19 protein-coding genes are annotated in these 19,975 nt (G+C 66.8%); 9 read left to right on the top strand and 10 right to left on the bottom strand.

The genetic code is table 11. The features are described 5' to 3' along the window. The 8 genes from KO353_RS01720 to KO353_RS01755 are packed head-to-tail and all read right to left on the bottom strand — an operon-like array spanning window position 1 to window position 7,617. The gene (locus KO353_RS01720) at window positions 1–1,041 is read right to left on the bottom strand and encodes a zinc-binding dehydrogenase (RefSeq protein ID WP_218286055.1); all 1,041 of its coding nucleotides are present in this window, start codon (window positions 1,039–1,041) and stop codon (window positions 1–3) included. Beyond that, a complete protein-coding gene (locus KO353_RS01725; protein ID WP_218286056.1) occupies window positions 1,038–1,982 on the bottom strand; it encodes a transketolase family protein in 945 nt (314 codons plus the stop codon). Before KO353_RS01725 ends, KO353_RS01720 begins: the two co-directional genes overlap by 4 nt. Continuing rightward, complete coding sequence (locus KO353_RS01730; protein ID WP_218286057.1) at window positions 1,979–2,827, bottom strand: transketolase; 849 nt, start codon at window positions 2,825–2,827, stop codon at window positions 1,979–1,981. The genes KO353_RS01725 and KO353_RS01730 overlap by 4 nt, the downstream gene beginning before the upstream one ends. Next, window positions 2,824–3,810, bottom strand: coding sequence for a GDP-mannose 4,6-dehydratase (locus tag KO353_RS01735; protein ID WP_218286058.1), 987 nt, complete (start codon window positions 3,808–3,810; stop codon window positions 2,824–2,826). Before KO353_RS01735 ends, KO353_RS01730 begins: the two co-directional genes overlap by 4 nt. Beyond that, window positions 3,807–4,442: an SIS domain-containing protein gene (locus KO353_RS01740; RefSeq protein ID WP_218286059.1), complete on the bottom strand. Its 636-nt coding sequence runs from the start codon at window positions 4,440–4,442 to the stop codon at window positions 3,807–3,809. Before KO353_RS01740 ends, KO353_RS01735 begins: the two co-directional genes overlap by 4 nt. Beyond that, on the bottom strand, window positions 4,415–5,353 hold the full coding sequence (locus tag KO353_RS01745) for an NAD-dependent epimerase/dehydratase family protein (protein ID WP_218286060.1): 939 nt from the start codon (window positions 5,351–5,353) through the stop codon (window positions 4,415–4,417). The genes KO353_RS01740 and KO353_RS01745 overlap by 28 nt, the downstream gene beginning before the upstream one ends. 18 nt (window positions 5,354–5,371) lie before the next feature. Then, the gene (locus KO353_RS01750) at window positions 5,372–6,100 is read right to left on the bottom strand and encodes a nucleotidyltransferase family protein (RefSeq protein WP_218286061.1); all 729 of its coding nucleotides are present in this window, start codon (window positions 6,098–6,100) and stop codon (window positions 5,372–5,374) included. Between the two features lie 8 nt (window positions 6,101–6,108). Continuing rightward, window positions 6,109–7,617 (bottom strand): PfkB family carbohydrate kinase, encoded by a 1,509-nt coding sequence (locus KO353_RS01755; protein ID WP_235691982.1) that lies wholly within the window; start codon window positions 7,615–7,617, stop codon window positions 6,109–6,111. A 268-nt stretch (window positions 7,618–7,885) separates the two neighbouring features. Between KO353_RS01755 and KO353_RS01760 the strand changes: the two genes are divergently transcribed. The 7 genes from KO353_RS01760 (at window position 7,886) to KO353_RS01790 (ending at window position 14,106) form a co-directional block, all read left to right on the top strand. Continuing rightward, window positions 7,886–8,569, top strand: a complete 684-nt coding sequence (locus tag KO353_RS01760; protein ID WP_218286063.1) for a class I SAM-dependent methyltransferase — start codon at window positions 7,886–7,888, stop codon at window positions 8,567–8,569. Then, the gene (locus KO353_RS01765; protein ID WP_218286064.1) at window positions 8,566–9,459 is read left to right on the top strand and encodes an SDR family oxidoreductase; all 894 of its coding nucleotides are present in this window, start codon (window positions 8,566–8,568) and stop codon (window positions 9,457–9,459) included. The genes KO353_RS01760 and KO353_RS01765 overlap by 4 nt, the downstream gene beginning before the upstream one ends. 8 nt (window positions 9,460–9,467) lie before the next feature. Beyond that, window positions 9,468–10,484, top strand: coding sequence for a glycosyltransferase family 2 protein (locus tag KO353_RS01770; protein WP_218286065.1), 1,017 nt, complete (start codon window positions 9,468–9,470; stop codon window positions 10,482–10,484). Then, window positions 10,481–11,626, top strand: coding sequence for a class I SAM-dependent methyltransferase (locus tag KO353_RS01775; RefSeq protein WP_218286066.1), 1,146 nt, complete (start codon window positions 10,481–10,483; stop codon window positions 11,624–11,626). The genes KO353_RS01770 and KO353_RS01775 overlap by 4 nt, the downstream gene beginning before the upstream one ends. 15 nt (window positions 11,627–11,641) lie before the next feature. Next, window positions 11,642–12,532 carry a TylF/MycF/NovP-related O-methyltransferase gene (locus tag KO353_RS01780; RefSeq protein ID WP_218286067.1) on the top strand — a complete coding sequence of 297 codons (891 nt, stop codon included), beginning with the start codon at window positions 11,642–11,644 and terminating at the stop codon, window positions 12,530–12,532. Then, entirely contained in the window at window positions 12,529–12,669 is a 141-nt protein-coding gene (locus tag KO353_RS01785) for a hypothetical protein (RefSeq protein ID WP_218286068.1), read from the top strand. Before KO353_RS01780 ends, KO353_RS01785 begins: the two co-directional genes overlap by 4 nt. Window positions 12,670–12,741: 72 nt before the next feature. After that, window positions 12,742–14,106: a hypothetical protein gene (locus KO353_RS01790; protein WP_218286069.1), complete on the top strand. Its 1,365-nt coding sequence runs from the start codon at window positions 12,742–12,744 to the stop codon at window positions 14,104–14,106. On the opposite strand, the gene KO353_RS01795 is transcribed toward KO353_RS01790, so the two are convergent. Then, window positions 14,078–16,003: a methyltransferase domain-containing protein gene (locus KO353_RS01795; RefSeq protein ID WP_218286070.1), complete on the bottom strand. Its 1,926-nt coding sequence runs from the start codon at window positions 16,001–16,003 to the stop codon at window positions 14,078–14,080. The two genes, KO353_RS01790 and KO353_RS01795, sit on opposite strands and share 29 nt — an antisense overlap. A 231-nt stretch (window positions 16,004–16,234) precedes the next feature. Here KO353_RS01795 and KO353_RS01800 point away from each other — a divergent pair, with 231 nt between their 5' ends. Together KO353_RS01800 and KO353_RS01805 are read left to right on the top strand one after the other, a co-directional pair. After that, window positions 16,235–17,077, top strand: a complete 843-nt coding sequence (locus KO353_RS01800; RefSeq protein WP_218286071.1) for an ABC transporter permease — start codon at window positions 16,235–16,237, stop codon at window positions 17,075–17,077. Window positions 17,078–17,080: 3 nt separating this feature from the next. Continuing rightward, entirely contained in the window at window positions 17,081–17,812 is a 732-nt protein-coding gene (locus KO353_RS01805) for an ABC transporter ATP-binding protein (protein WP_218286072.1), read from the top strand. Between the two features lie 843 nt (window positions 17,813–18,655). On the opposite strand, the gene KO353_RS01810 is transcribed toward KO353_RS01805, so the two are convergent. Next, window positions 18,656–19,966 carry a TRAP transporter large permease gene (locus KO353_RS01810; protein ID WP_235691983.1) on the bottom strand — a complete coding sequence of 437 codons (1,311 nt, stop codon included), beginning with the start codon at window positions 19,964–19,966 and terminating at the stop codon, window positions 18,656–18,658. Window positions 19,967–19,975 lie beyond the last annotated feature (9 nt).

A 19,975-nucleotide genomic window follows, 5' to 3' on the forward strand; every position in this document is an offset into this window, starting at 1 on the left:
CTAGGCGAGCCGCATGTCGATCAGCGGCCGGCCAACCCTTCCCTCCGCGAGGTCGTCGAGTGCTTGGTTCGTCTCATCGAGGCGGTAGGGTTTGGAAAGCAGTCGTCGCACATCGAAGCGCGCCGCACCGAGGAGACGCGCGAAGCGCGGATGGTCACGGTCAGGGACCACGTCGCCGCCCCACGTGCCGAGCAGGCTCTTGCCCTGGTTGAACAGGCCGGGATCGAGCGTAAGCGTCGCGCCATGGCGCGCATTGCCAATCACCACGGCTCGGCCGCCCTGAGGACGCACAGCCTTCAGCGCCTGTTCCATCACCGCGGGCTGGCCGCTCGCCTCGACCGCTGCGTCCACGCCGTGCGGCACGAGGGCGCGGATGACCGCGACCGGATCGTCGACGCCGGGGTCGATCGTGTGTGTCGCACCGTACGACTCGGCAAGCGCGCGCCGATGCGGGTTGGGATCGACACCGATCACCGGCACCGCACCGGCGAGTGCCGCCGCCATGCAGGCGTTCAGGCCGATGCCGCCGGTGCCGAACACCGCGACGCTCTCGCCAGGCAGCACGCGCAGAACGTTCACCACACTGCCGATGCCGGTGGGCGCGGCGCAGCCGAGCAGCACGGCGACGTCCATCGGAAGGCCGGCGGGAAGCAGCGTGAGGCGGTTCTCGCTGACCACGGCGTGGCGTTGGAATGTGGTGACGCCGCCTGCATTCACCCGGCGCCCGTTCCAGTCGTAGATCGTACCGCCGGCCTCGATCCCGCTGCCGCGGATCCAGGACAGCACGACTTGGTCCCCCGGCTTGACCTTGGAAACTCCCGCACCCGTCTCGAGCACCGTGCCGCTTCCTTCGTGGCCGAGACAGTGCGGCACCCATTTATCGTGGCCCTTGAGGCCGCGCTGTTCCATCACCTGCGTGCCGCAGGCCCCGGAATAGGCGATCTCCACCAGCACCTGGCCGGGCTTGAGCGCCGGGATCGCGATTTCCGCCATCTCCAGCGGCCGGCCCGTCTGGACCAGCAGCATCGCTTCCGTCTTCATCCCGCGGCCTTCCCGTGCAGCGCCACCTCCACGCGCTCGGCGATCTGATGGCCGGCGAGGCCGAGCTGCTCGCGCGCGAAGTCCTGCTCGCCCGACTGGCGGAAGAAGGCGTCGCCGGTATGGAAGCGGAGAAACCCGCCGCGCGGCACGGGCGTGCCGGAGTCCGCCATCCACTCCGCGACGGCCGCACCCATCCCGCCGATCGGCGAATGCTCCTCTGCCGTCGCCACCACGCGGCAGGTCCGGAACGCATCGGCGAGGGCCAGGGTATCCAGCGGCTTCACCGTGTGCATCGAGAGCACGCGCACGGAATGGCCATGCCTCGCGAGTTCGTCCGCGGCGTGCAGGACCTCCGGAAGGATGTTGCCTGTAGAGATCAGACAGACTTCGTCGCCCTCGCGCATCGTGATGGCGCGGCCGAAGGCGAATGCCGCGGGGATGCCGGGATGGATGATCGGCTCGCCCTTCTTGCCCATTCGGATGTAGACGGGACGGTCCTGCTGCAGCGCCGCCCGAAGTGCGGCGCGCACTTCCCAGGCATCGCCTGGGCAACACACCACCATGCCCGGGAGGGACCGCAGGAAGGCGATATCCTCGCAGGCATGATGCGTTGGCCCAAGGGCAGCATAGGCCAGACCGGCGCCTACTGCGACGATGATGACCGGTGCCTCGTGATAGCAGACATCGACGCGGATCTGCTCCAGGCAACGCGTGGTGACAAAGGGCGTGATCGTATAGGCGACCGGCCGCAGACCGCTGAGGGCCATTCCAGCCGCGACGCCCATCATGTTCTGCTCCGCCACGCCGCAATTGAAGAACCGCGACGGATGCCTCGCGCGGAAGGTGTCGAACAGGCGATTGCCGATATCGCCCGACAGCATCACGAGCCGCGGGTCCGTGTCCGCAAGCCTGGTCAGCTCATCCGCGAATTCATTCCTCATGCGAGGCCGAGCTCTTCATGCGCCTTACGGACCTCGTCGGCCGTCGGGGCGCGATAGTGCCAGTTGTTGTCGTCCTCCATGAAGGACACGCCCTTGCCCTTCACGGTGTGCGCGATCAGGGCGACGGGTCGGCCCTCGCCGCATGCGGGAATCGCGGCGAGGCTCTGCGCGAGTGCGCCGACGTCATGGCCATCGATCTCGTGCGCGTTCCAGCCGAAGGCGGCCCACTTGTCCCGCAACGGCGCGAGCGCGAGTGTCTCGTTCGAGCGCGCGGTCGCCTGCCACTTGTTGTAGTCGACCACCACGCAGAGATTGGCGAGGCGCTGCGCCGCGGCGAACATCGCCGCCTCCCAGACAGAGCCTTCGTTGCACTCGCCGTCCGACAGCACTGCGAAGACGCGGTAGGCTTGGGAGTTGATGCGCGCGGCGAGCGCCATCCCGGCGCCCATCGGCAAGCCATGGCCGAGCGAGCCGGTCGCCGCCTCGACGCCGGGCAGGCCGTGAGCGGGTGGGTGCTCGGCGAGCCTGCCGCCGTTCCGGCAGTAGGTGTCGAGCTCCGCCGGGTCGAAGAAGCCGCGGAACGCGAGGGCGGCATAGAGCGCGGTCGCGGCATGGCCCTTTGAGAGAATGAAGCGGTCGCGCAGCGGATCGTCGGGCCGCTTGGGATCGATCCTGAGCGCGTACCAATAGGCCGCCGCGAGAATGTCGCAGCAGGAGAGGGCGGAGGCGAGGTGCGCGGCCTGGGCGGCATGGGCCATCTCGATCACGCGCCCGCGCAGCTTCGCGGCGATCGTGCGGAGCGCAGCCTCGTCCGGGGCGCGGCTAGAGGTCGTGAGAACCGTCACGGCTTGTGCTCGTAATCCCAGCTCTTCATAGAGAGAAGATGGTCGCGGAACCGTTCCGCCCAGGCAATGCACTCGGCGATCCCATCCTCGAGGCAGACCATGTCGCGCCAGCCGAGTTCGGTCCTGAGCTTCGTCGAGTCCAGCATGTAGGCTTGGTCCTTGCCGGGCCGTTCCGGCACGATCGCCACGCAGTCGTCGAAATCCTTGCCGAGCCGCTCCAGGATCATCGCCACGAGTTCGCGGATCGACAGCGTCCGCAGGGTCGAGATGTGGTAAGTATGCCCTACCTGCCCGGCGAGGGCGATCCGCAGCGTCGCCTCGCTGACGTCGCGCATGTGGATGAAGGAACGGATCGACCGGCCGCCGCCGTGCAGTTCAAGCTTGCGCCCCGCGAGCGCCGAGAGGATCGTGCGCGGAATGATGCGATAGGTCTGTTGGCCCGGCCCGTACACGTTCGCCGCCCGGGTCGACACCGCGGGAAAACCGTACTGCGCCACCACGACGCGGAGCTGCATATCGCCCGCGGCGCGCGAGACGGCATAGGGCGTCGTCGGGTTGAACGGCGCATCCTCGCGCACCCATCCCTCGGTGCTGCCATACACCTCGGGCGTGGTGACATGGACGTAGCGCTCGAGCCAATCGAGCCGTCGCAGGCGCTCGAACAGCAGGGTCGTGGCGACCACGTTTGTCATCATCCAGTGCTCTGGGTGACGCCACGACTCCCCTACCATACTCTGCGCAGCGAAGTTCACCACATGGCTCGGCCGCTCGGCGCGCAGGAGCGCATCGAGCGCGTCAAGATCGCGGTTTATGTCGAGTTGCACGAAGCGCACGCGGTTGCCGCGCCAGCGATAGGGCACGAAGGCCTCGTGCGGCTCGGGCGAGCGCGAGGCCGCGATCACTTCGTACCCGGCCGAGACGAGGTGGTCACAGAAGGTCGCGCCCGAGAAGGAGTTCGAGCCGAGAACGAGGAAACGCGTCATTCCGACGCTGCCTGCACCGAGTCGCGCTGGGTGTGCAACCACTGCATGATCATGTGCCCGATCGCCATTTGCAGATCCTCGGCCACTTGCATGTCGTCGATCGCGACATGGATCGGCACGTCTGCCAGCGCCTTGGCCTTGCCGCCCGAGTAGCCGAGCACCGCGAACGAGGTCATGCCGATGCGTCTCGCTTCCTCGAGCGCGCGCAGGATGTTGGGCGAGTTGCCGCTGCCGGAGAAGGCGATCAGCACATCGCCCGGCCGCGCCATCACCGCGAGCTGGATCGCGTAGATCCACTCGTAGCCTTCGTCATTGGCGAGGCAGGTGACGACGGACGGGTTGGCGGAAAGCCCATGCGCGCGAATGCCCGAACCGGGCCGCTTCGAGAGCGCGTAGATGTAGTCATTGGCGAGATGCATCGCATTGCCAGCGCTGCCGCCGTTGCCGATCAGGAACACCTGCCGTCCAGTCGTCCAGCAGCTCTTCAGCGCTTGCGCGAGGGTTTCCACCGCATCCAGGTCGAGCAGCTTCAAGGCACCCGCCAGCCGATCGACATAGGCCGCGAACATCGTCTTCGGGTCGGCCGCGCTGCTGACAATCCCACTCACGACAAAACCTTCGCTTTCATCCATTTCAGATTGTACCAGCGATCCTCATCTTGGAGAGCGCCCTGGCGGTACATCCCGACGAGCTCCTTGATCGCATCCTCGACCGTGTGCATCGGTCGAAACCCTGTGGCGAGCAGCTTGTCGGAGTTGACGCGGTAGGAGCGTGGATCGTTCGAGGGCGAGACCACCACCTCTGACGGCACGTGCTGCTGGACCATCCGCGCGATCTCGAGGATCGAGAGATTCTCGAACCCGGCATTGTAGATCCCCGCGTGCTGGGGATTGTCGAGGAGAAACAGGTAGAGGTCAGTGATGTCCTGAATATGGATGTTGGGCCGGGTCTGGTTGCCGCCGAACACGGTGATGCGCCCCTTGGTGAGCGCCTGCATGGTCAGCATGTTGACCGACACGTCGAGGCGCATGCGCGGCGAGAAGCCGCACACGGTCGCGGGGCGGACGATCTGCACCACCATGTCGTCCGCGTAAGAGAGCAGGATGCGCTCGGCGCACATCTTTGTTTTATTGTATTCCGAGATCGGCACGAGCTCGAGATCCTCGGTTACCTGCTCCTCCTCCTTCACGCCATAGACGCTGCCGGAGGACGCATAGAGGAAACGCCTGATTCCGCGCCGCGCGCAGGCGTCCGCAAGCTGCATCGTGGCAAGGCAGGACACCTCCCATGTCAGCTTCGGGTCGAGATCGCCACAGGGGTCGTTCGCGATCGAGGCGAGGTGGATCACCGCATCCACGCCGTCGAGATCGATTTGCCTGGGGTCGCGCACGTCGCCCTTGACGACGGTCAACGCCGGATGCGGCCGGAGGCAGTTGCCGAACCACTGGATGTCGAACGCCACCACTTCGTGGGCCTTCGCCAGCAGCTTGGGCACCAGCACGCTGCCCTTGTAGCCGCAAGCGCCTGTCACCAAGACCCTCATCCGCGATCTGTCCTCGTGTCAGTGGATCCTGTCCGCATCACGCCGCGCGCCCTCATTCGGGTGCCACTCGGCCTCCGCCAGGGCGAGCGCCTCGGGCGAGCCGATATCACGATGGTAGCCCTGCGTCTCCACGGCCAGGATGCGGCCGGTAAAGCGCGGGATCACCTCGGTCGAGAGATCGACCACGGACCTGCCGAGCGATGCGGCCAAGTCGATCACCTCTGGTTCGAACAGATAGACGGCGGCATTGGCGAGGTCACCCGGCGGGTTCTCCACCTTCTCGTGGAACGCCTGAACGATGCCGCGGGCGTCGATCTCTAGGATGCCGCAGCTCTGCGGCGAATCGGTGCGGAAGGCGAGCATGGTGATCGCGCAGCCGGCGGGGCGCTCGCGATGCGCTGCGATCAACCGGCTGACGTCGAGATCGGTCAGGTTGTCCGCATGCGCGACCAGCACCGTCCTGTTGCCTATCCAGGCGCGGTTCGCGAGCAGTGTGCCGCCTGTGCCGAGCAGTTCCGGCTCGTGCGCAAGATCGACGCGCGCCGCCCAGGGCGACGCAGTGACGAAGCGTTCCACCTGGCCGGGAAGCCAGTGCGTGTTGACGAGCGCCCGCTCGATCGCGCCCGACCGGAACAAGAGGTCGAACCAGATGCCGAGCAGCGGCCGCCCGTGTACCGGGACGAGGCATTTCGGCACGCGTTCGGTCAGCGGCCGAAGCCGCGTGCCGAGCCCCGCCGCCAGCAGCACCGCCCGAATCACGCCGTGTCCGCGTCGATCTCGGCCTCGATGTCGGCAGCCGTGACCGGCAGGTTGCCGACGCGGCCGACCTGGCAGGCGGCGGCGAGCGCGCCGATATAGGAGGCGCGCCAGATATCCGCGCCCGCAGCGAGCGCCAGGGCGGTCGCGGTGAACAGGCTGTCGCCGGCGCCGGCGGGGTCTTTGGGGGCGGTATTGAACGCGGGCAGCCGATCGTCCATCAGCGCGCCGTCTGATCCGTTTGGCGCATGCACCAGCATCCCATCGGCGCCGAGCGTCACCACCACGTTGCGGGCCCCGCACGCTGCGCGCAGCCGGTTGGCCAGCACCGTTAGCCCGCTCTCGAAGTCACGCAGCGCGAGCCGTGCCTCGCGCTCGGTCGGGGTGATCAGCGTCATGCCTCGGAAGCGCGAGATGTCCGAGAGCTGCGAGGAGGCTTGGCTGTCGGCAGCCATCATGATGCCGCGCTCGGACGCCAGCTCCACCACGGCATCGACCAGCGGTTGCGGCAAGCACCCGTAGTTGAAGTCCGAGAACAGCAGCAGGTCAGTGTGTGGCAGGGCCTGCTCGATCCGGTCAAGCACCTGCGACCTGATGTCTGCGTCGATCGCGTGTTGACGCAGGTGGTTCACGCGCAGGAGCGTCTTGCCCGCGGCACGGTAGCGCTGCTTGTGTGTGGTCGGGCGGGTCTCGTCAACCAGAAACTCAGTCGCCACGCCATGCCGGGCGAGAGCTGAGCGTGCGAAGCCGGCCTGATCATCCCGTCCCGCCACCGTGATGTAACGCACCTCGGCGCCAAGCCCGCGTGCGTGTGCCGCCACGATCGCTGCGCCGCCAACGAAGGTCTTGTGGTCGATGGGCGTGACGACGATCGTCGGATCCTCCTGTGACATGCCGAGCGCGTCGCAGTCGATGTAGGTATCAACGATGAGGTCGCCGACGACCAGCACGCGGATCCCGCGCATGTGGGGAAGCACGGCCTTCAGACCCTCGATTGTGAAGCCGTGGCGGCGTGGGAAATCCTTCGGCTTGATCAACGTCCAGAACGGCCCGCTTGTATACTCGCGCTGGAGGAGGTCGAGCGAGGCGAAGCGCACCTCGCCCGAACTGAACAGCAGCCGACCGCCGTAGGCCTCAACTGCGGCGAGCTCCGGATTGTGGCGCTCGGCATGCTCGCGCCCTTTCACGACGATGTCGGGCTTGAGCTCGGCGATGAAGCACTCCGGCGGCTCCCTCAGCGCGAAGGCGTAATCGACGATGCCGAGCGACTGGATGCCTTCAAGACGCAGCGCCAGCGGCACCGCGACTCCGGGTGTGGAGTCCGGGTTGACGCCGACAACCAGGAACTCGCCGGCCTCAGCCGCGAATTTCAGAAGCCGGAGATGGCCAGGGTGAACGACATTGAAATTGCCAGACACGAACGCCACGCGTCTGCCCGCCGCCAACCGCCGAATCTCGGCAGCCACGCATTCTGATCGGGCCACCGGATCGGCGCTCGATGCCCTCATCAGGGCCCCCTTTTCCGCGAACGCGCCTTCTGAACAACCCGCCCGTGAGCGTACTCTCTCCCAGATGTTTACGGCCTATAGGCGGGATCGACTTCCGGCGCAACACGATCGCGCAGCCGCTCTGGCGGGTGGGACCGGCCGCTCCTGCCCAGCAGGTGGCGCCGACGCAGCACCGCCTGCTGTTTGTCTCACCTCGGGCCTCTGCTAAAATAATGGGATGCAGTGTTTTGTTGCGGGATCGAGAGAAATCGAGGATCGAGCGCGGTTCATGGACAAGCCGGAAACCAAAGAAAAGCAATACGATTTACTCTTCGAGGTTAAGGAGAAGCACGGGATCGCGCGCTTCGGGCTGATGGCGAATGAGTCCTGGAACCAGGATCCGCGGCGTACCGTCTTCACCCTCGCGCGGTATAAATTTGTGTCGAAAATGCTGGCGGGGCGCAAGAAGGTGCTGGAGATCGGCTGCGCCGACGCCTTCGGCACGCGCATCGTGCAGCAGAGCGTCGGCCACGTAACGGCGGTGGATTTCGACCCCGTCTTTGTCGCCGACGCGCTGGAGCGGATGAATCCGCACTGGCCGTTCGAGGTCTTCGTGCATGACCTCCTTGCCGGTCCCGTGCCCGGCCGCTACGATGCCCTGTATGCGCTCGACGTGCTGGAGCACATCGCTCCTGATCGCGAAGATCTATTCCTCCGCAACGCCGTTGCCGCGCTCGAGCCGACGGGGGTCGCGATCTTCGGCATGCCGTCGCTCGAGTCCCAGGCGTATGCCTCCCCGCAAAGCAAGGCCGGCCACGTCAACTGCAAGACCGGCGAGGCGCTGAAGGAGACGCTGGAAAAGTATTTCCACACCGTCTTCGTCTTCTCGATGAATGACGAGGTCGTTCACACTGGCTACTTCCGGATGGCGCATTACCTCATTGGCGTGTGCAGCCATCTCAGATCGGCGTGACGAAGGCTCTCGTCCTCGGCGGGTCTGGATTCGTCGGACGCGCGCTGTTGACCGCTCTTGGGTCCGACGCCGTCGGCGCGCATCACTCGCGTCCCTGGCCCGGCTCGATCCCTTTTGACGCCACGCGCGATGACCTGGCCGCGCTGCTCGACCGCGCCGGCGAGGGCATCAGCCGGCTTTACCTGTTGCATGGCGCAGCCAACCCAGAGATCTGCGCCCAGGATCCGGTCGGCACCGCCGCCATAAACGTCGTCAGCGTCAAGCGTATGGTTGCCGATGCTGTGGCCCGCGGTATCTTGCCAATATTCGTCTCAAGCGACTATGTCCATGACGGGACGCGCGGCGGCCGCACGGAAGTTGAGCCACTCACACCGATTACCGAATACGGGCGGCAGAAGGCCGAGGTCGAAGAATGGATGGCAAGCCTCGACCGGCCCTGGCTCGTCGCCCGGCTGTCGAAGGTCGTGAGCGAGGCGGAGTGTGCGCACAGCGTGCTCGGACAGCTCGTCCCGCAGATCCGCGGCGGTGCCACGCTGCGTATGGCGACCGACCAGATCTTCTCCCCCGCTCATGTCGACGACGTGGCCCGCGCGCTGGCGGAACTGCCGCTGCGCGGTGCGCGCGGCGTGGTGAACGTGGCTGGCCCCGTGGCCTGGAGCCGGTACGACCTCACCGCCTGCCTGCTCGCCGCGATCCGCCGCCGCGATCCGACCGTGACGGCGACCCTTGTGCCCTGCAGCCTACGTGACATTCCCTTCCGCGAGCAGCGGCCGCTCAACACCTCGCTCGATACCACGAAGCTGCATTCGCTGCTGCCCTGGCGCTTCCGGCCGATGGAGGAGGTGTGCGAGCGCATCGCCGAAGCCGCCTTCGGTCCGACCCGCGAGTAGCAGCGACGATGGCGACCGTCGGTGTGGTCCTGCCGAATTACAACCACGCGGCCCTGTTGCCGGAAGCGATCGCCGCGCTCCAAGCGCAAACGAGGCCCTTCGACGAGTTCGTCGTTGTGGATGACGGCTCCACCGACGACAGCGTCGCCGTCATCGAACGGCTGGCAGCGGCCGATCCGCGCATCCGGCTGATCCGGCACGAACGCAATCGGGGCGCGGTCGCCGCCATGAACACCGGCGTCGCGGCCGCGACGGCCGATTACGTGCATTTCGCGGCCGCCGATGACCGCTTTTCGCGCGAGCTTGTGGCGACGCTGCTGCCCCGTCTCGAGGCGCACCCTGGGGCGGCCTTCGCCTGCGCCGAGGTGACGCTGACCGATCGCACCACCGGCCGCCCGATCGGGCTGCGCCCGGCGGTCCGCCCCGCCCATCGCGCACGGTACTTCACGCCGGCAGAGAGTGCCGCGCTGCTTACGCGGATGGACAATTTCGTCGTCACGCCGGCCGCGCTGTTCCGGCGCGCGCTGATTGCCACGATGGGCGGCTTCGATGCGCGGCTCGGGCCGTTCACTGATGGACATCTGGTCCGCCGCCTCGCGCTGCATCACGGGTTCTGCTTCGCGCCGCGCGTGCTCGTAGAATGGCGCGTGGACGATCGCGGCTATTCCCGCGCTGTCGCGCGCGATCCCGGCCGCGCACTCGATCTCTTGCGTCGAGTCCTCGAGGCCTTCGCCGAGGACCCGGTGTTTCCATCCTGGTATCCGCCGCTGTTCGAGCGCCGCTACCGGTTCGCCGTCGCGCGGCTTGCCGTGCAGGCGGAGCCCGTCGATTTCCCGACCCTGGAGAGGATCCTGGAGCCGGGCGGTGTCTGGCTTGGGCCGGTGCGGCGCCTGCCCGCGCCGCTCCTGCGCCCCGCGTTGCTCACCGCGCTGACGCTGCTCTTCCGCCCCACCTCGCTCCGCGGCCTGCTGGGCACCGCTCTCGCGCGCCGCTTCGGCCATCCCGCCACGGAGCCCGCTGGATGACCCCGATGACCTGCCATGTCTGCGGCGCTGCGCGCCTCGCACCGCTGCCCACCTATGCGTCGATGCCGCGGGTCAGTTCGGATTGCCGGCTCCTCCCCCCGGGTGGCGCGCTGCACGCCTGCACGGCCTGCGGCACTGCGCAGAAGCTCGCGACCCCCGAGTTCCTGGCCGATCTCAGCGCGATCTATGCCGCCTACGACGTGTACTACCAGGGCGGCGGCGCGGAGCAGATCGTGTTCGACGCGGCGGCCGGCGAGAGCGTGCGTCGCTCCATGCTGCTCAGCGGGCGCATCCTTGCCACTGGTTTGCTGCCCCCACGCGGCAGCGTCATAGATATCGGCTGCGGCAACGGGGCCTTCCTCCGGGCGTTCGGCCAGCGCCTGCCGGAATGGGATCTCTACGGGCTCGAGCTCGACGACCGGAACCTCTCGGTGATGCGTGACATCCCTCGCTTCGCCGGCCTCAAGATCGGCGACGCAACGAAGCTCGAAGGACACTACACGCTGATCACGATGATCCACGCCCTCGAACACTTCACCGACCCCTTTTCCGCTCTCGTCGCGTTGCGCGGCAATCTCAGCGCAGATGGCATCGTCTTCATCGAGGTGCCGAACCTCGCCGAGAACCCTTTCGACCTCACGATCGCTGACCACGCCACGCATTTCACCCCGGCGACGCTGGAAGCCCTGCTGATTCGCGCGGGGCTGGAGCCGCTGCACTTCGAGACCGGCTGGGTGAAGAAGGAGATGTCGGTCCTTGCGCGTGCCGCGCGCGGCCCTGTCGCCACACGGCAGAAGGCCGATCCGCCGGGCCTCGTCGCCACGCAGCTCGCCTGGCTCGACGCCACACTCGCAGCGACGCGGGAAGCCGCCTCGCGCGGCGCGAGCTTTGGGATCTTCGGCACCTCGATCGCCGCCACCTGGCTCGCCGGCGCGCTCGGCGATCGAATTGCCTTCCATGTGGACGAGGATGCGAACCGCCAGGGCCGCACCTTCTTCGGCAAGCCGGTGCTTGCGCCCGAGGCAGTGCCTGCCGGGGCCGTGGTCTTCCTCGCCGTCGCGCCCGTGGTCGCCGAGGCGATCGCGCCGCGGCTGCGCCGTCTCGGGCTCGATCCCGTGCTGCCGCCGCCTCTCGCCACCTGAACCCCGGAGGTTGCCATGCTCGGCCTGCTGAAGAAGAAGCTGCGTGAGGCGGTGGACCGCCGCGTTATGCATCTCATGACTCAGCATGTGGACCGTCTGGTGGGCCGTCTGGTGCGGCAGCAGATGGCAGACGAGCTGGAAAGCCTTCGCGGTGGCCTCGCGGTCGATGATCCGCGCTATGTCGGCTCGCAGGGCTGGACGGGGTACGGCGACCCCTTCGCCTTTCATACTGCCGCCGCCGCCTCCGCCCTCGCGGAGGGAGTCGCCGCCTGCTACGGCTTCGACGTGGATGGCCACATCGCCGAATTCGGCACGATGACGGGTGCGACTGCCCGCGGCCTCGCCCGCGCGATGGCCTCCTGCGACACGCACCTCGCCCATGCCGTGCAGGTCTATGGCAGCCCGCGACGGGAGCTGCACCTGTTCGACAGTTTCGAGGGCTTGCCCGCCGCCGACAATCCCGTGGATGCCGCGAGCCCGCATGTCCAAGACGGCATCTGGCCGCCCGGCTCCTGCCGCGGCCTCACGCCCGAGCAGCTTTTCGCCGTCGTGACCGAGTATCTCGCCGAGGACCGCGTGCGCATCTTCCCGGGCTGGTTCGCCGACACGGTTCCCGCTCTGCCGGCGGAGACCCGATACGCGCTGATCCACGTCGATGCCGATCTGTACGTCTCGGCCATGGATGTTCTGGGCAATCTGTTTGCGCGGGGCATGGTCACCAAAGGTGCCTACATCTATTTCGACGACTGGTCCTGCAATCGCGCCGACCCTGCGTTCGGTGAGCGCCGGGCCTGGCGAGAGTGTGTGGAACGATTCAGGATCGAGTATTCCGACCAGGGACCCTACGCCCTGTTCTGCCGCCGCTTTACCGTGCACGACTACCAACCGGAGACTGCGACGGGATGATCTGGAACCCCAGGAAACGCTGGCGCGCGGAGCTGGGGCGCCTCCGGGCAGAGGCGGCACGCCTCCAGGCCGAGCGCGATGGCTTCGAGCGCGCCTACCTCGCCGTCTCCGCCGAGCGCGATGCGGCGCGCGCCTAGGCGGCGACCCTGCGCGCCGAGAGGGATCAGGCACTGGCAGCGGGCCAGCAGGTGCCCGCCCCTCTGCCAGACATGCGTGGCGCGACGATCCTTTACGGCCACGCGTCGCATTTGGAGGAGATCTCGGCTCTGGCCCGCGCTTCCGGCCATCGCCTCATCTACGCATCGGCCCCGCACCACTCGGACCGGCCCCCAGCCGCCATGCCGGTTATGCCGCTGGAGAGGGTGGCGTGGGGCGCGGCCGCGACGGTGATCGCGCTCGACGCTCCGGAACGAGGTGAGGATGGCGGCTTTGTGGCGAATCTCGCGCGGCTCGCTCCGCTCGTGCCGGAACGCGTTCCGATCCTGCATCCGGCAGCGCTCGCCTTCGCTCCGGGAACCTTGGCACGGGACCATTGGGCCCTTACTGGTTTTCCCGGTTCTCGCAACATCCTCGTCCAGGCCGTGCTGCGCGCCTTGCACGGCGATGATGATGAGCCGGCGGGTCTTGCCAGGCATCTCGGCGACGCGCAGGCGCTTTCGTTGCGCCGAGTGGTGGAGAGGACCTTCGGTGCGCTGCCGGGCTTCTCCTACCACATATGGCCAGGCTTGGCGGCGCCGCATCGCGCCTGGGTCGTAGTGTTCTCGGATCATGGCTGGTTCGTGCTCGACGGTCTGCCCTATGCGGGATTTCTGGAGAGGGCGGAGGGCACGCATGCAGATTGGACACCGGCCAACCAAGCGTTTCTGGAAGCGCTCGGCTATCGCTGCTTCTGCGTGGTGCGCCATCCGCTCAATGCCATTCGGTTAGTGCTTGCAAAGCTCGGCCGCAGCGGGCAGGCCGGGCTGGCCGGCGGGCAGATATTGGAGCGCGCCGCCTCGCGCCACCGCTCCGCGATTGAGGCGGCGCTGCGGCCCGATGCGGGGCTCGAGCTGATCCGCTTCGAGACGGCGCTCGCCGATCCTGTCGCGGAGATTGTCCGGCTTGGTGCGCTTCTCGGCCAGAGGGTGTCGTCCGGGCGGGCCGCGGTGCTGCGCGACGCCCTGCAGTTCCGCGACCTAGTCGGGGGGCCGGCGCCGCATCTGCGCGATCCGCTCCTCGACATGGGGCGCGGGTTTAGCGATGCCGCCCTTGCCGTGCTGGAACGCTGCGGCACGCGCGCGCTCCCGGACCGGCTTGGCTATGCGTGGCCGGCAGGTGCCGCAGCGCCGGCGCTCGATTTGCCAGAGTTGCACGGCGCGGCGCTGCTACATGCGCCGCTCGACCTTCTGGCGGAGGCCGTACGGCAGCCGCCGGAACTGCCCGGCGTCACAGTGTTTGCCGCTACGAAAGCTATGCTCGATATGGGGCTTGCGATCGCCGCCGTCTCACTGCTGCCGCGGTTCTGTCGCTCGCTAGGACCCGTGCGGGGGCCGGATGGCGCTCCCGTCAGCGGAAGCGCGCCAGCGCTCGGCTGACCATCCGTGTCGCGCGGTTGCGCAGCGACAGCTTCAGCCGCGCGATGCTCCGCTTCGACCCGCGCAGTAGCTGCCGCCGGTCAATCGCGTCGCGCAGCAAGGCCGAGGCCGGCAGGTCCTGATAGCTCGCGCGCGGCAGATACCGCCGTGTGTTCACATAGTCCAGGAACTGGGCGATGACGTGGTTCACCCGCGCTTCGGCAGCTGCGATCAGCGCCTCCGGCGTCGCTTGGTCCGACAGCAGCCGCACAGGATGGGCGAGCTGCGCCAAGTGATACTCCAGCGCCCAGCGGTTGTTCACCCAGTCCTTGAGGTTGGAGAGATGACGCGCGACGCCGCTGCCGCGCCGATACGGCTCGCCTTGGTGGTAGCTGAGCGGCGTGGTGCTCACCGTGAGACCATCGTCGATGCTGTCCAGAACCGCGACGTCGGCCCAGCCAGCGATGTGCAGCGCGCCGTAGTTCCAATCCACGGTGTTGGCGATCCTTGCCAACGGATTGGCGATGCGGATGGCGAGCGGGTGCATCACTGTCCAGCGACCGACATAGCCTCCCGGCACGCGCGCCAGCACTTGAGCGGGCTGCGGGTGGGTCCTGTTGCTGTCGTTGTCGATGCAGAAGGCTTCGGTCAGCGGATGCTCATGCCGCAGCGCCAACTGCAGCAACTTGCGCCCCGAAAGCTTCCAGTCCTGCCTCATCATCAGCTCCGCTTGGAAGCTCTCCTCGACCACGCGCAGGGACGGCACGAGAACGACGCGCTGCGTCTTGAGCCGCTCCAGGCAGCAGGCGAAGACCTCGCAGGAGAAGAAGCAGTCTGACGTCAGGAAGAAGTAGATGTCTTCCGGCACCGCATCAGCAAGCGCCAAATTATAGTTTCGGGTTAGCAAGTGATATGAATTCGTGTGCGGCGGCGTGGGGGCTACCAGCACCCGCACCGGCAGGATCGCCGAGAGTTTCTTTTTCATCGCTGAGGCGTTCGACCGCTCGGCCCCGTCGGGATCCGTCACGATCACGAACTCGGAGCTATCTCGCGGCGCGGTGTCCAGCACGCCACTCTCGATCAACCCGCGCAGGCCGAAGGTCAGGAAGGCATCCATGAAGTTCTTGCCCCAGACAGGCAGGATGAAGCGGACCCGCGGCTCGCGCCTCTCTTCAGACGTCAACGGATTCAACGTCGGGCCGGCGGAGAGCGGAAAGCGGTTCTCCTCAACGCGCGCGTGGCTGCCGAAATCGGTTCGCGGCACGAAGGCGCCGTCGCGTTCCTCCATGTAGTAGCGACCGTCAAAGGGAATGATGAATGGCCGGTCCACCGTCTTGCGCAGCACCGCGAAGATGGCCAAAAAGTCTGTGGCCATGATGCCGCGCTCGGCCAGCACAGAGTCAGTGTAGGGAATCAGCTCTTCGCCAAGATTGTAATGCAGGCCAAGCACGTCGTAATCGTTAGCTCTGGCGAGATCGAGGAAGAAGGACGGGTGGTAGTTGAAGAACGCATGATTGTGGTAACCCTGGGAGGGTAGGGCGTGCAACATGAGACCGCCCGTCCGCGTCAGCTTGTGGATGTTCTCGAAGCAGTGGAACTGGTCGAAGGCGTGCTCGGTGGTGCCGTGGTTCGTGACGAGGTCGAACGTTTCCCGGAACTGGTAGGTCTCATCGAGCGGCAAGTTCAGGTTGTAGCGAAGCGCGCCGTCATGTCCGTCGAGGTCAATCGAGACATATTTGGTCATCCCGAGCGCGCGGTAGAAATCGCGCGGCGTCGAGATCGAATCGGACGGGATCTCGGGGAAGAGTTCGCGGATAGCCTCGCGCGCACGGTGCGTATCGGGCGCGAAGGTCTGGCTGCCGAGCTCGAGAACCGACTTCCGGCCGGCGAGAAAACCCTGTAGCTGCATCTGTCGCATCAGACGCAGAGCCTGGACCCCAATGCCCATCGAGGTGACCACCACTGCCGCTGCGCGTGCCGTCGGGTGACGCACGCTTCTGGCGGACCGTAGAGCCGGAGCGCGTGGCCAGGCAATCCCGCTTGCCCGCTCGAAACCATCCTTGCCGCGGACTCGAACGCACGGGTCATGCTCAACGGCCCCGGCCCACGCCAAGTGGCCGTGCGCCCAGGGGCGCGATATAGAAGCGCCATGCTGGCTCGGACCGCACCGTCATCGGCGTTCTACCATTGCGATTCCGCGCATCCCCAGAGGCTGCAACGCGCGCTGGCCGACCTTGCAAAGGGCTTTGCGCGCTGGCGGCTTGCGCTGTCGCTCGCAAGGCTCGACATCCGCAACCGCTATCGCGGCTCGGTGCTCGGCCCGTTTTGGCTGACGCTGTCCACCGCGATCATGGTGTGCGGCATCGGGCTGCTCTACTCCCAGCTTTTCCAGATGCCACTCTCGGCCTATCTGCCTTTCCTGACGGTCAGCCTGCTCATCTGGAACATGATCGCGCAGACCGTGTCGGACGCCTGCACCAGCCTGGTTTCGGCCGAGGCCATCATTCGGCAAATGCCACTGCCGTATACAGTGCATGTGCTGCGTTTCCTTCTGCGCAACGCGCTCATCGCCGCGCACAACCTGCCGCTCATTCTGATCGTCTTCCTGCTGTTCGGCGTGCTGCCGGGTTGGACCGCGCTGATGGCTCTGGTGGGGCTCGGGCTGATCGCGGTCAACGCGTTTGCCATCGGTATGTTCCTCGGCATGATCTGCGCACGCTTCCGCGACGTGCAGCAGATCGTGGCGAGCGTGATGCAGCTCGCCTTCTTCCTCTCGCCGGTGCTGTGGAAGCCGGAGCTGCTGAACGAGTTGCAGGTGCTGCTTCCGCTCAACCCCTTCTACGTGCTGATGCAGACTGTGCGGGGGCCGTTGCTGGAGAACGGCGCGCCGCCGCTGATCTGGGCGTGTGCGGTGCTCTACACCATCCTCACTTCGGCGATCGCCTTCGGCTTTTTCGCCCGGTTCCGGGCCCGAATCGCTTTCTGGGTGTGAGCCGTGCCGCATATCGAGGCCCAGGGCCTCAGCATCAACTTCCCGCTCTATCATCTCGGCGCCAGGTCGCTGAAAAAGCGGCTGATGGCTGCCGCCTCGATCCGCTTGCGCGAGGATGACAGCCACCGGATCGTCGTCGTCGCCCTGCGCGATCTTTCCTTTCGGATCAATGCCGGCGAGCGGGTCGCGCTTGTCGGCAGCAACGGGGCGGGCAAGACGACGCTGCTGCGCACGCTGGCCGGCACCTACGAACCGGTCGCCGGCAGGCTCGAGGTCGAAGGCACGATCGGCGCGTTGCTTGATCCTTCAGCAGGAATGGATCCGGACGCGACGGGCCGCGAAAACATCGTGCTTCGCGGGCTGTTCCTTGGCCTGTCGGATGCCGAGTGCAAGGCGCTGGTGGAGGAGGCTGGCCGGTTCAGCGGGCTCAACGAGTTCCTCGACGTGCCAATCCGCACCTATTCCGCCGGCATGAGCATCCGCCTCTCCTTCGCGGTGGCCACGCTCATGTCGCCTCAGATCCTGCTGATGGACGAGTGGTTCCTGGCAGGGGACGCGGACTTCATGGCGCGTGCCTCGGAGCGACTGGAGAAGCTTGTGGTCGGAGCGGACATCCTGGTGCTCGCGACGCATGACATGGCCATCGTCCGCCGATGGTGTACGCGGGTAATCAGACTCGCCAGCGGGCGGATCGAGGCGGACGGGACGGTCGAGGAGGTCCTGGGTCCGGCGTAAAAGAACGCTGGTGTGGAAGGGCTCCCGCCTTGCCTAATGGGTCGAAGGCACGTTCGGCCTCGTTGCACGGCGCCACAGGGCTCCGGAGCGAGGCCGGAACCCGATGCTCAGCGCGTCTCAAGGGCCACCGACGCCAGGACTCAACAGCAGGAGCGGCCGGGTGAAGCGGAAGGGGCCCCGGATCGCGGAGCACGCCGCCGACGGCTGCCATAACACGACAGGCCTTTCTAGCCTCCTGCGCCTTGGCAGCCCTCGCCGCGGACGTGCTGCTCGTCTCGCGGGTCATTGACAGAATTGGTCATCCTCGATCCGGTCTCTCCAGGGCGCCGTGGCGCCGCCCCTCGCGGTCGGTACGCGGGTAGGGGAGCCGTAGCGACGACAGGTTCAACGGGAAAATGATGCCTATCGACGAACCCATGCCTTCGGTTCCCACTCCCTCCGCCAGCTCTTGACAAACGCTGTGGCGCATCCCGGGCCTCCGGGCGGCCGATCCGGCGGGAGGGGCGAGGGGCGCACGCCTCCGTCGCATCCTCGAACTAGGTCAACGGTCCCGGTGTCCCGCCCGCCGGGCCCGCCGAGTGAGGCATCGCCCCTGGCGATCCGGTCCTCGTGAGGATGGCCATGCTCGACCGGGTGCACGATGCGCACTCCGCCACCACCAGCGGCACCTGACCAATCCCGCCTGAAACGATCAAACGGTCGCCGTGACCTTCCGTCGCGCGCCATCCTGCCGACAAGGGGCCCCGGCATCCCGAGGCATGCCCCCTTGAGCGCACCGCGCTGCCGAAAGCGCCGCGGTGGCCTCAGGACCAGGTGTCCCTTTCGGCCACGGCGGCTTGCCCGCTACATCAGCCGCGGCAGGGCGAGGCTGAGCGAGGGAATGTACAGGATCACGCCCAAGCGCAGGATGTCGGCAAGCCAGAACGGGGTTACGCCGCGATAGATCGTGCGGAGCGAGACGTCAGGCAGAAGGCCGCGCAACACGAAGACGTTCATGCCGACCGGCGGCGTGAGCAGGCTGATCTCGGTCGCGACGACGACGACGATGCCGAACCAGATCAGCACCGAATCGGGATCGAGGCCGAACTCGAGCACCTGAACGAGCGGATAGAACACGGGCACAGTGAGCAGGATCATGCTCAGGCTCTCGAGCGCGCAGCCGAGCACAAGGTAGATCGCGGCAATCACCGTCACCACCGACCACGGCCCGAGTCCAGACCGTTCGACGATCTCTCGCAAAAGATCGGGAAAGCCGGCGACATTGACGAGGTTGCCGAAGACGAGCGCGCCGATGATGACGGTGAACAGCATCGCGGTGGTGCGCCCGCTCTCGACCAGAGCCTCCAGGAGCTCCCGGGCCCGAAGCGCGCGACGCGCGAGCGCCATCCCGAGCGCGACCATGGCACCGATGCCGGCCGCCTCGGTGGGCGTGAACACGCCGAGATAGATTCCGCCCAGGATCACTGCGAACAGTCCGAGCGTGGGGGCAACACCGCGCAATGCGCGTAGTCTCTCCTTCAGCGGATGTCGTTCCCCCGGCGGCCCGAGCGATCGACTGATCGCGGTCGCGACCGCAGCCGCTCCGACATACATCGCAATGCCGAGAAGCCCCGGCAGAATGCCGGCAATGAACAGCTTGCCGATGTCCGACTGGGTCAGCAGGCCGTAGATCACCATGATCACGCTCGGGGGGATCAGGATCCCGAGCGTGCCACCCGCGGCGACCGCGCCGGCGGCGAAGCCGGGAGCGTAGCCGTAGCGTCGCATCTCCGGCATCGCCACCTTGGCCATGGTGGCGGCCGTGGCGAGAGACGATCCGGAAACCGCGGAAAATCCGCCTGCGGCGAGGATCGTCGCCATCGCAAGCCCGCCGCGGCGATGGCCAAGCACGGCATAGGCAGCGCCAAAGAGTTCGCGGGAGACGCCGGCGCGCGTCAGCAGATTGCCCATCACGATGAACAGCGGCAGCACGGAGAGGGTGTAGGAGCGCGCTGCCTCGAACACAGTTGTGCCCAGCATTGCAAACGCCGCCCGCCAGCTCACAAGCTCGGCGAAGCCGACGAGGCCGACCGCGAGCATGGCGCAGCCGATCGGCATGCGCAGGAAGATCAGGGCGAACAGAACCCCGAAGGCGGTCCACATCTCGCCGATCACGCCGACGCC

This window comes from Elioraea tepida (assembly GCF_019203965.1).
In the GTDB taxonomy this organism is placed as follows: Bacteria; Pseudomonadota; Alphaproteobacteria; order Acetobacterales; family Acetobacteraceae; genus Elioraea_A; species Elioraea_A tepida.

Coding starts and splice junctions, on each gene's coding strand:
- KO353_RS01720 (WP_218286055.1), bottom strand. CDS start 1,041: ATGAAGACGGAAGCGATGCTGCTGGTCCAGACGGGCCGGCCGCTGGAG.
- KO353_RS01725 (WP_218286056.1), bottom strand. CDS start 1,982: ATGAGGAATGAATTCGCGGATGAGCTGACCAGGCTTGCGGACACGGAC.
- KO353_RS01735 (WP_218286058.1), bottom strand. CDS start 3,810: ATGACGCGTTTCCTCGTTCTCGGCTCGAACTCCTTCTCGGGCGCGACC.
- KO353_RS01740 (WP_218286059.1), bottom strand. CDS start 4,442: ATGGATGAAAGCGAAGGTTTTGTCGTGAGTGGGATTGTCAGCAGCGCG.
- KO353_RS01745 (WP_218286060.1), bottom strand. CDS start 5,353: ATGAGGGTCTTGGTGACAGGCGCTTGCGGCTACAAGGGCAGCGTGCTG.
- KO353_RS01755 (WP_235691982.1), bottom strand. CDS start 7,617: ATGAGGGCATCGAGCGCCGATCCGGTGGCCCGATCAGAATGCGTGGCT.
- KO353_RS01760 (WP_218286063.1), top strand. CDS start 7,886: ATGGACAAGCCGGAAACCAAAGAAAAGCAATACGATTTACTCTTCGAG.
- KO353_RS01770 (WP_218286065.1), top strand. CDS start 9,468: ATGGCGACCGTCGGTGTGGTCCTGCCGAATTACAACCACGCGGCCCTG.
- KO353_RS01775 (WP_218286066.1), top strand. CDS start 10,481: ATGACCCCGATGACCTGCCATGTCTGCGGCGCTGCGCGCCTCGCACCG.
- KO353_RS01780 (WP_218286067.1), top strand. CDS start 11,642: ATGCTCGGCCTGCTGAAGAAGAAGCTGCGTGAGGCGGTGGACCGCCGC.
- KO353_RS01785 (WP_218286068.1), top strand. CDS start 12,529: ATGATCTGGAACCCCAGGAAACGCTGGCGCGCGGAGCTGGGGCGCCTC.
- KO353_RS01790 (WP_218286069.1), top strand. CDS start 12,742: ATGCGTGGCGCGACGATCCTTTACGGCCACGCGTCGCATTTGGAGGAG.
- KO353_RS01795 (WP_218286070.1), bottom strand. CDS start 16,003: ATGCGACAGATGCAGCTACAGGGTTTTCTCGCCGGCCGGAAGTCGGTT.
- KO353_RS01800 (WP_218286071.1), top strand. CDS start 16,235: ATGCTGGCTCGGACCGCACCGTCATCGGCGTTCTACCATTGCGATTCC.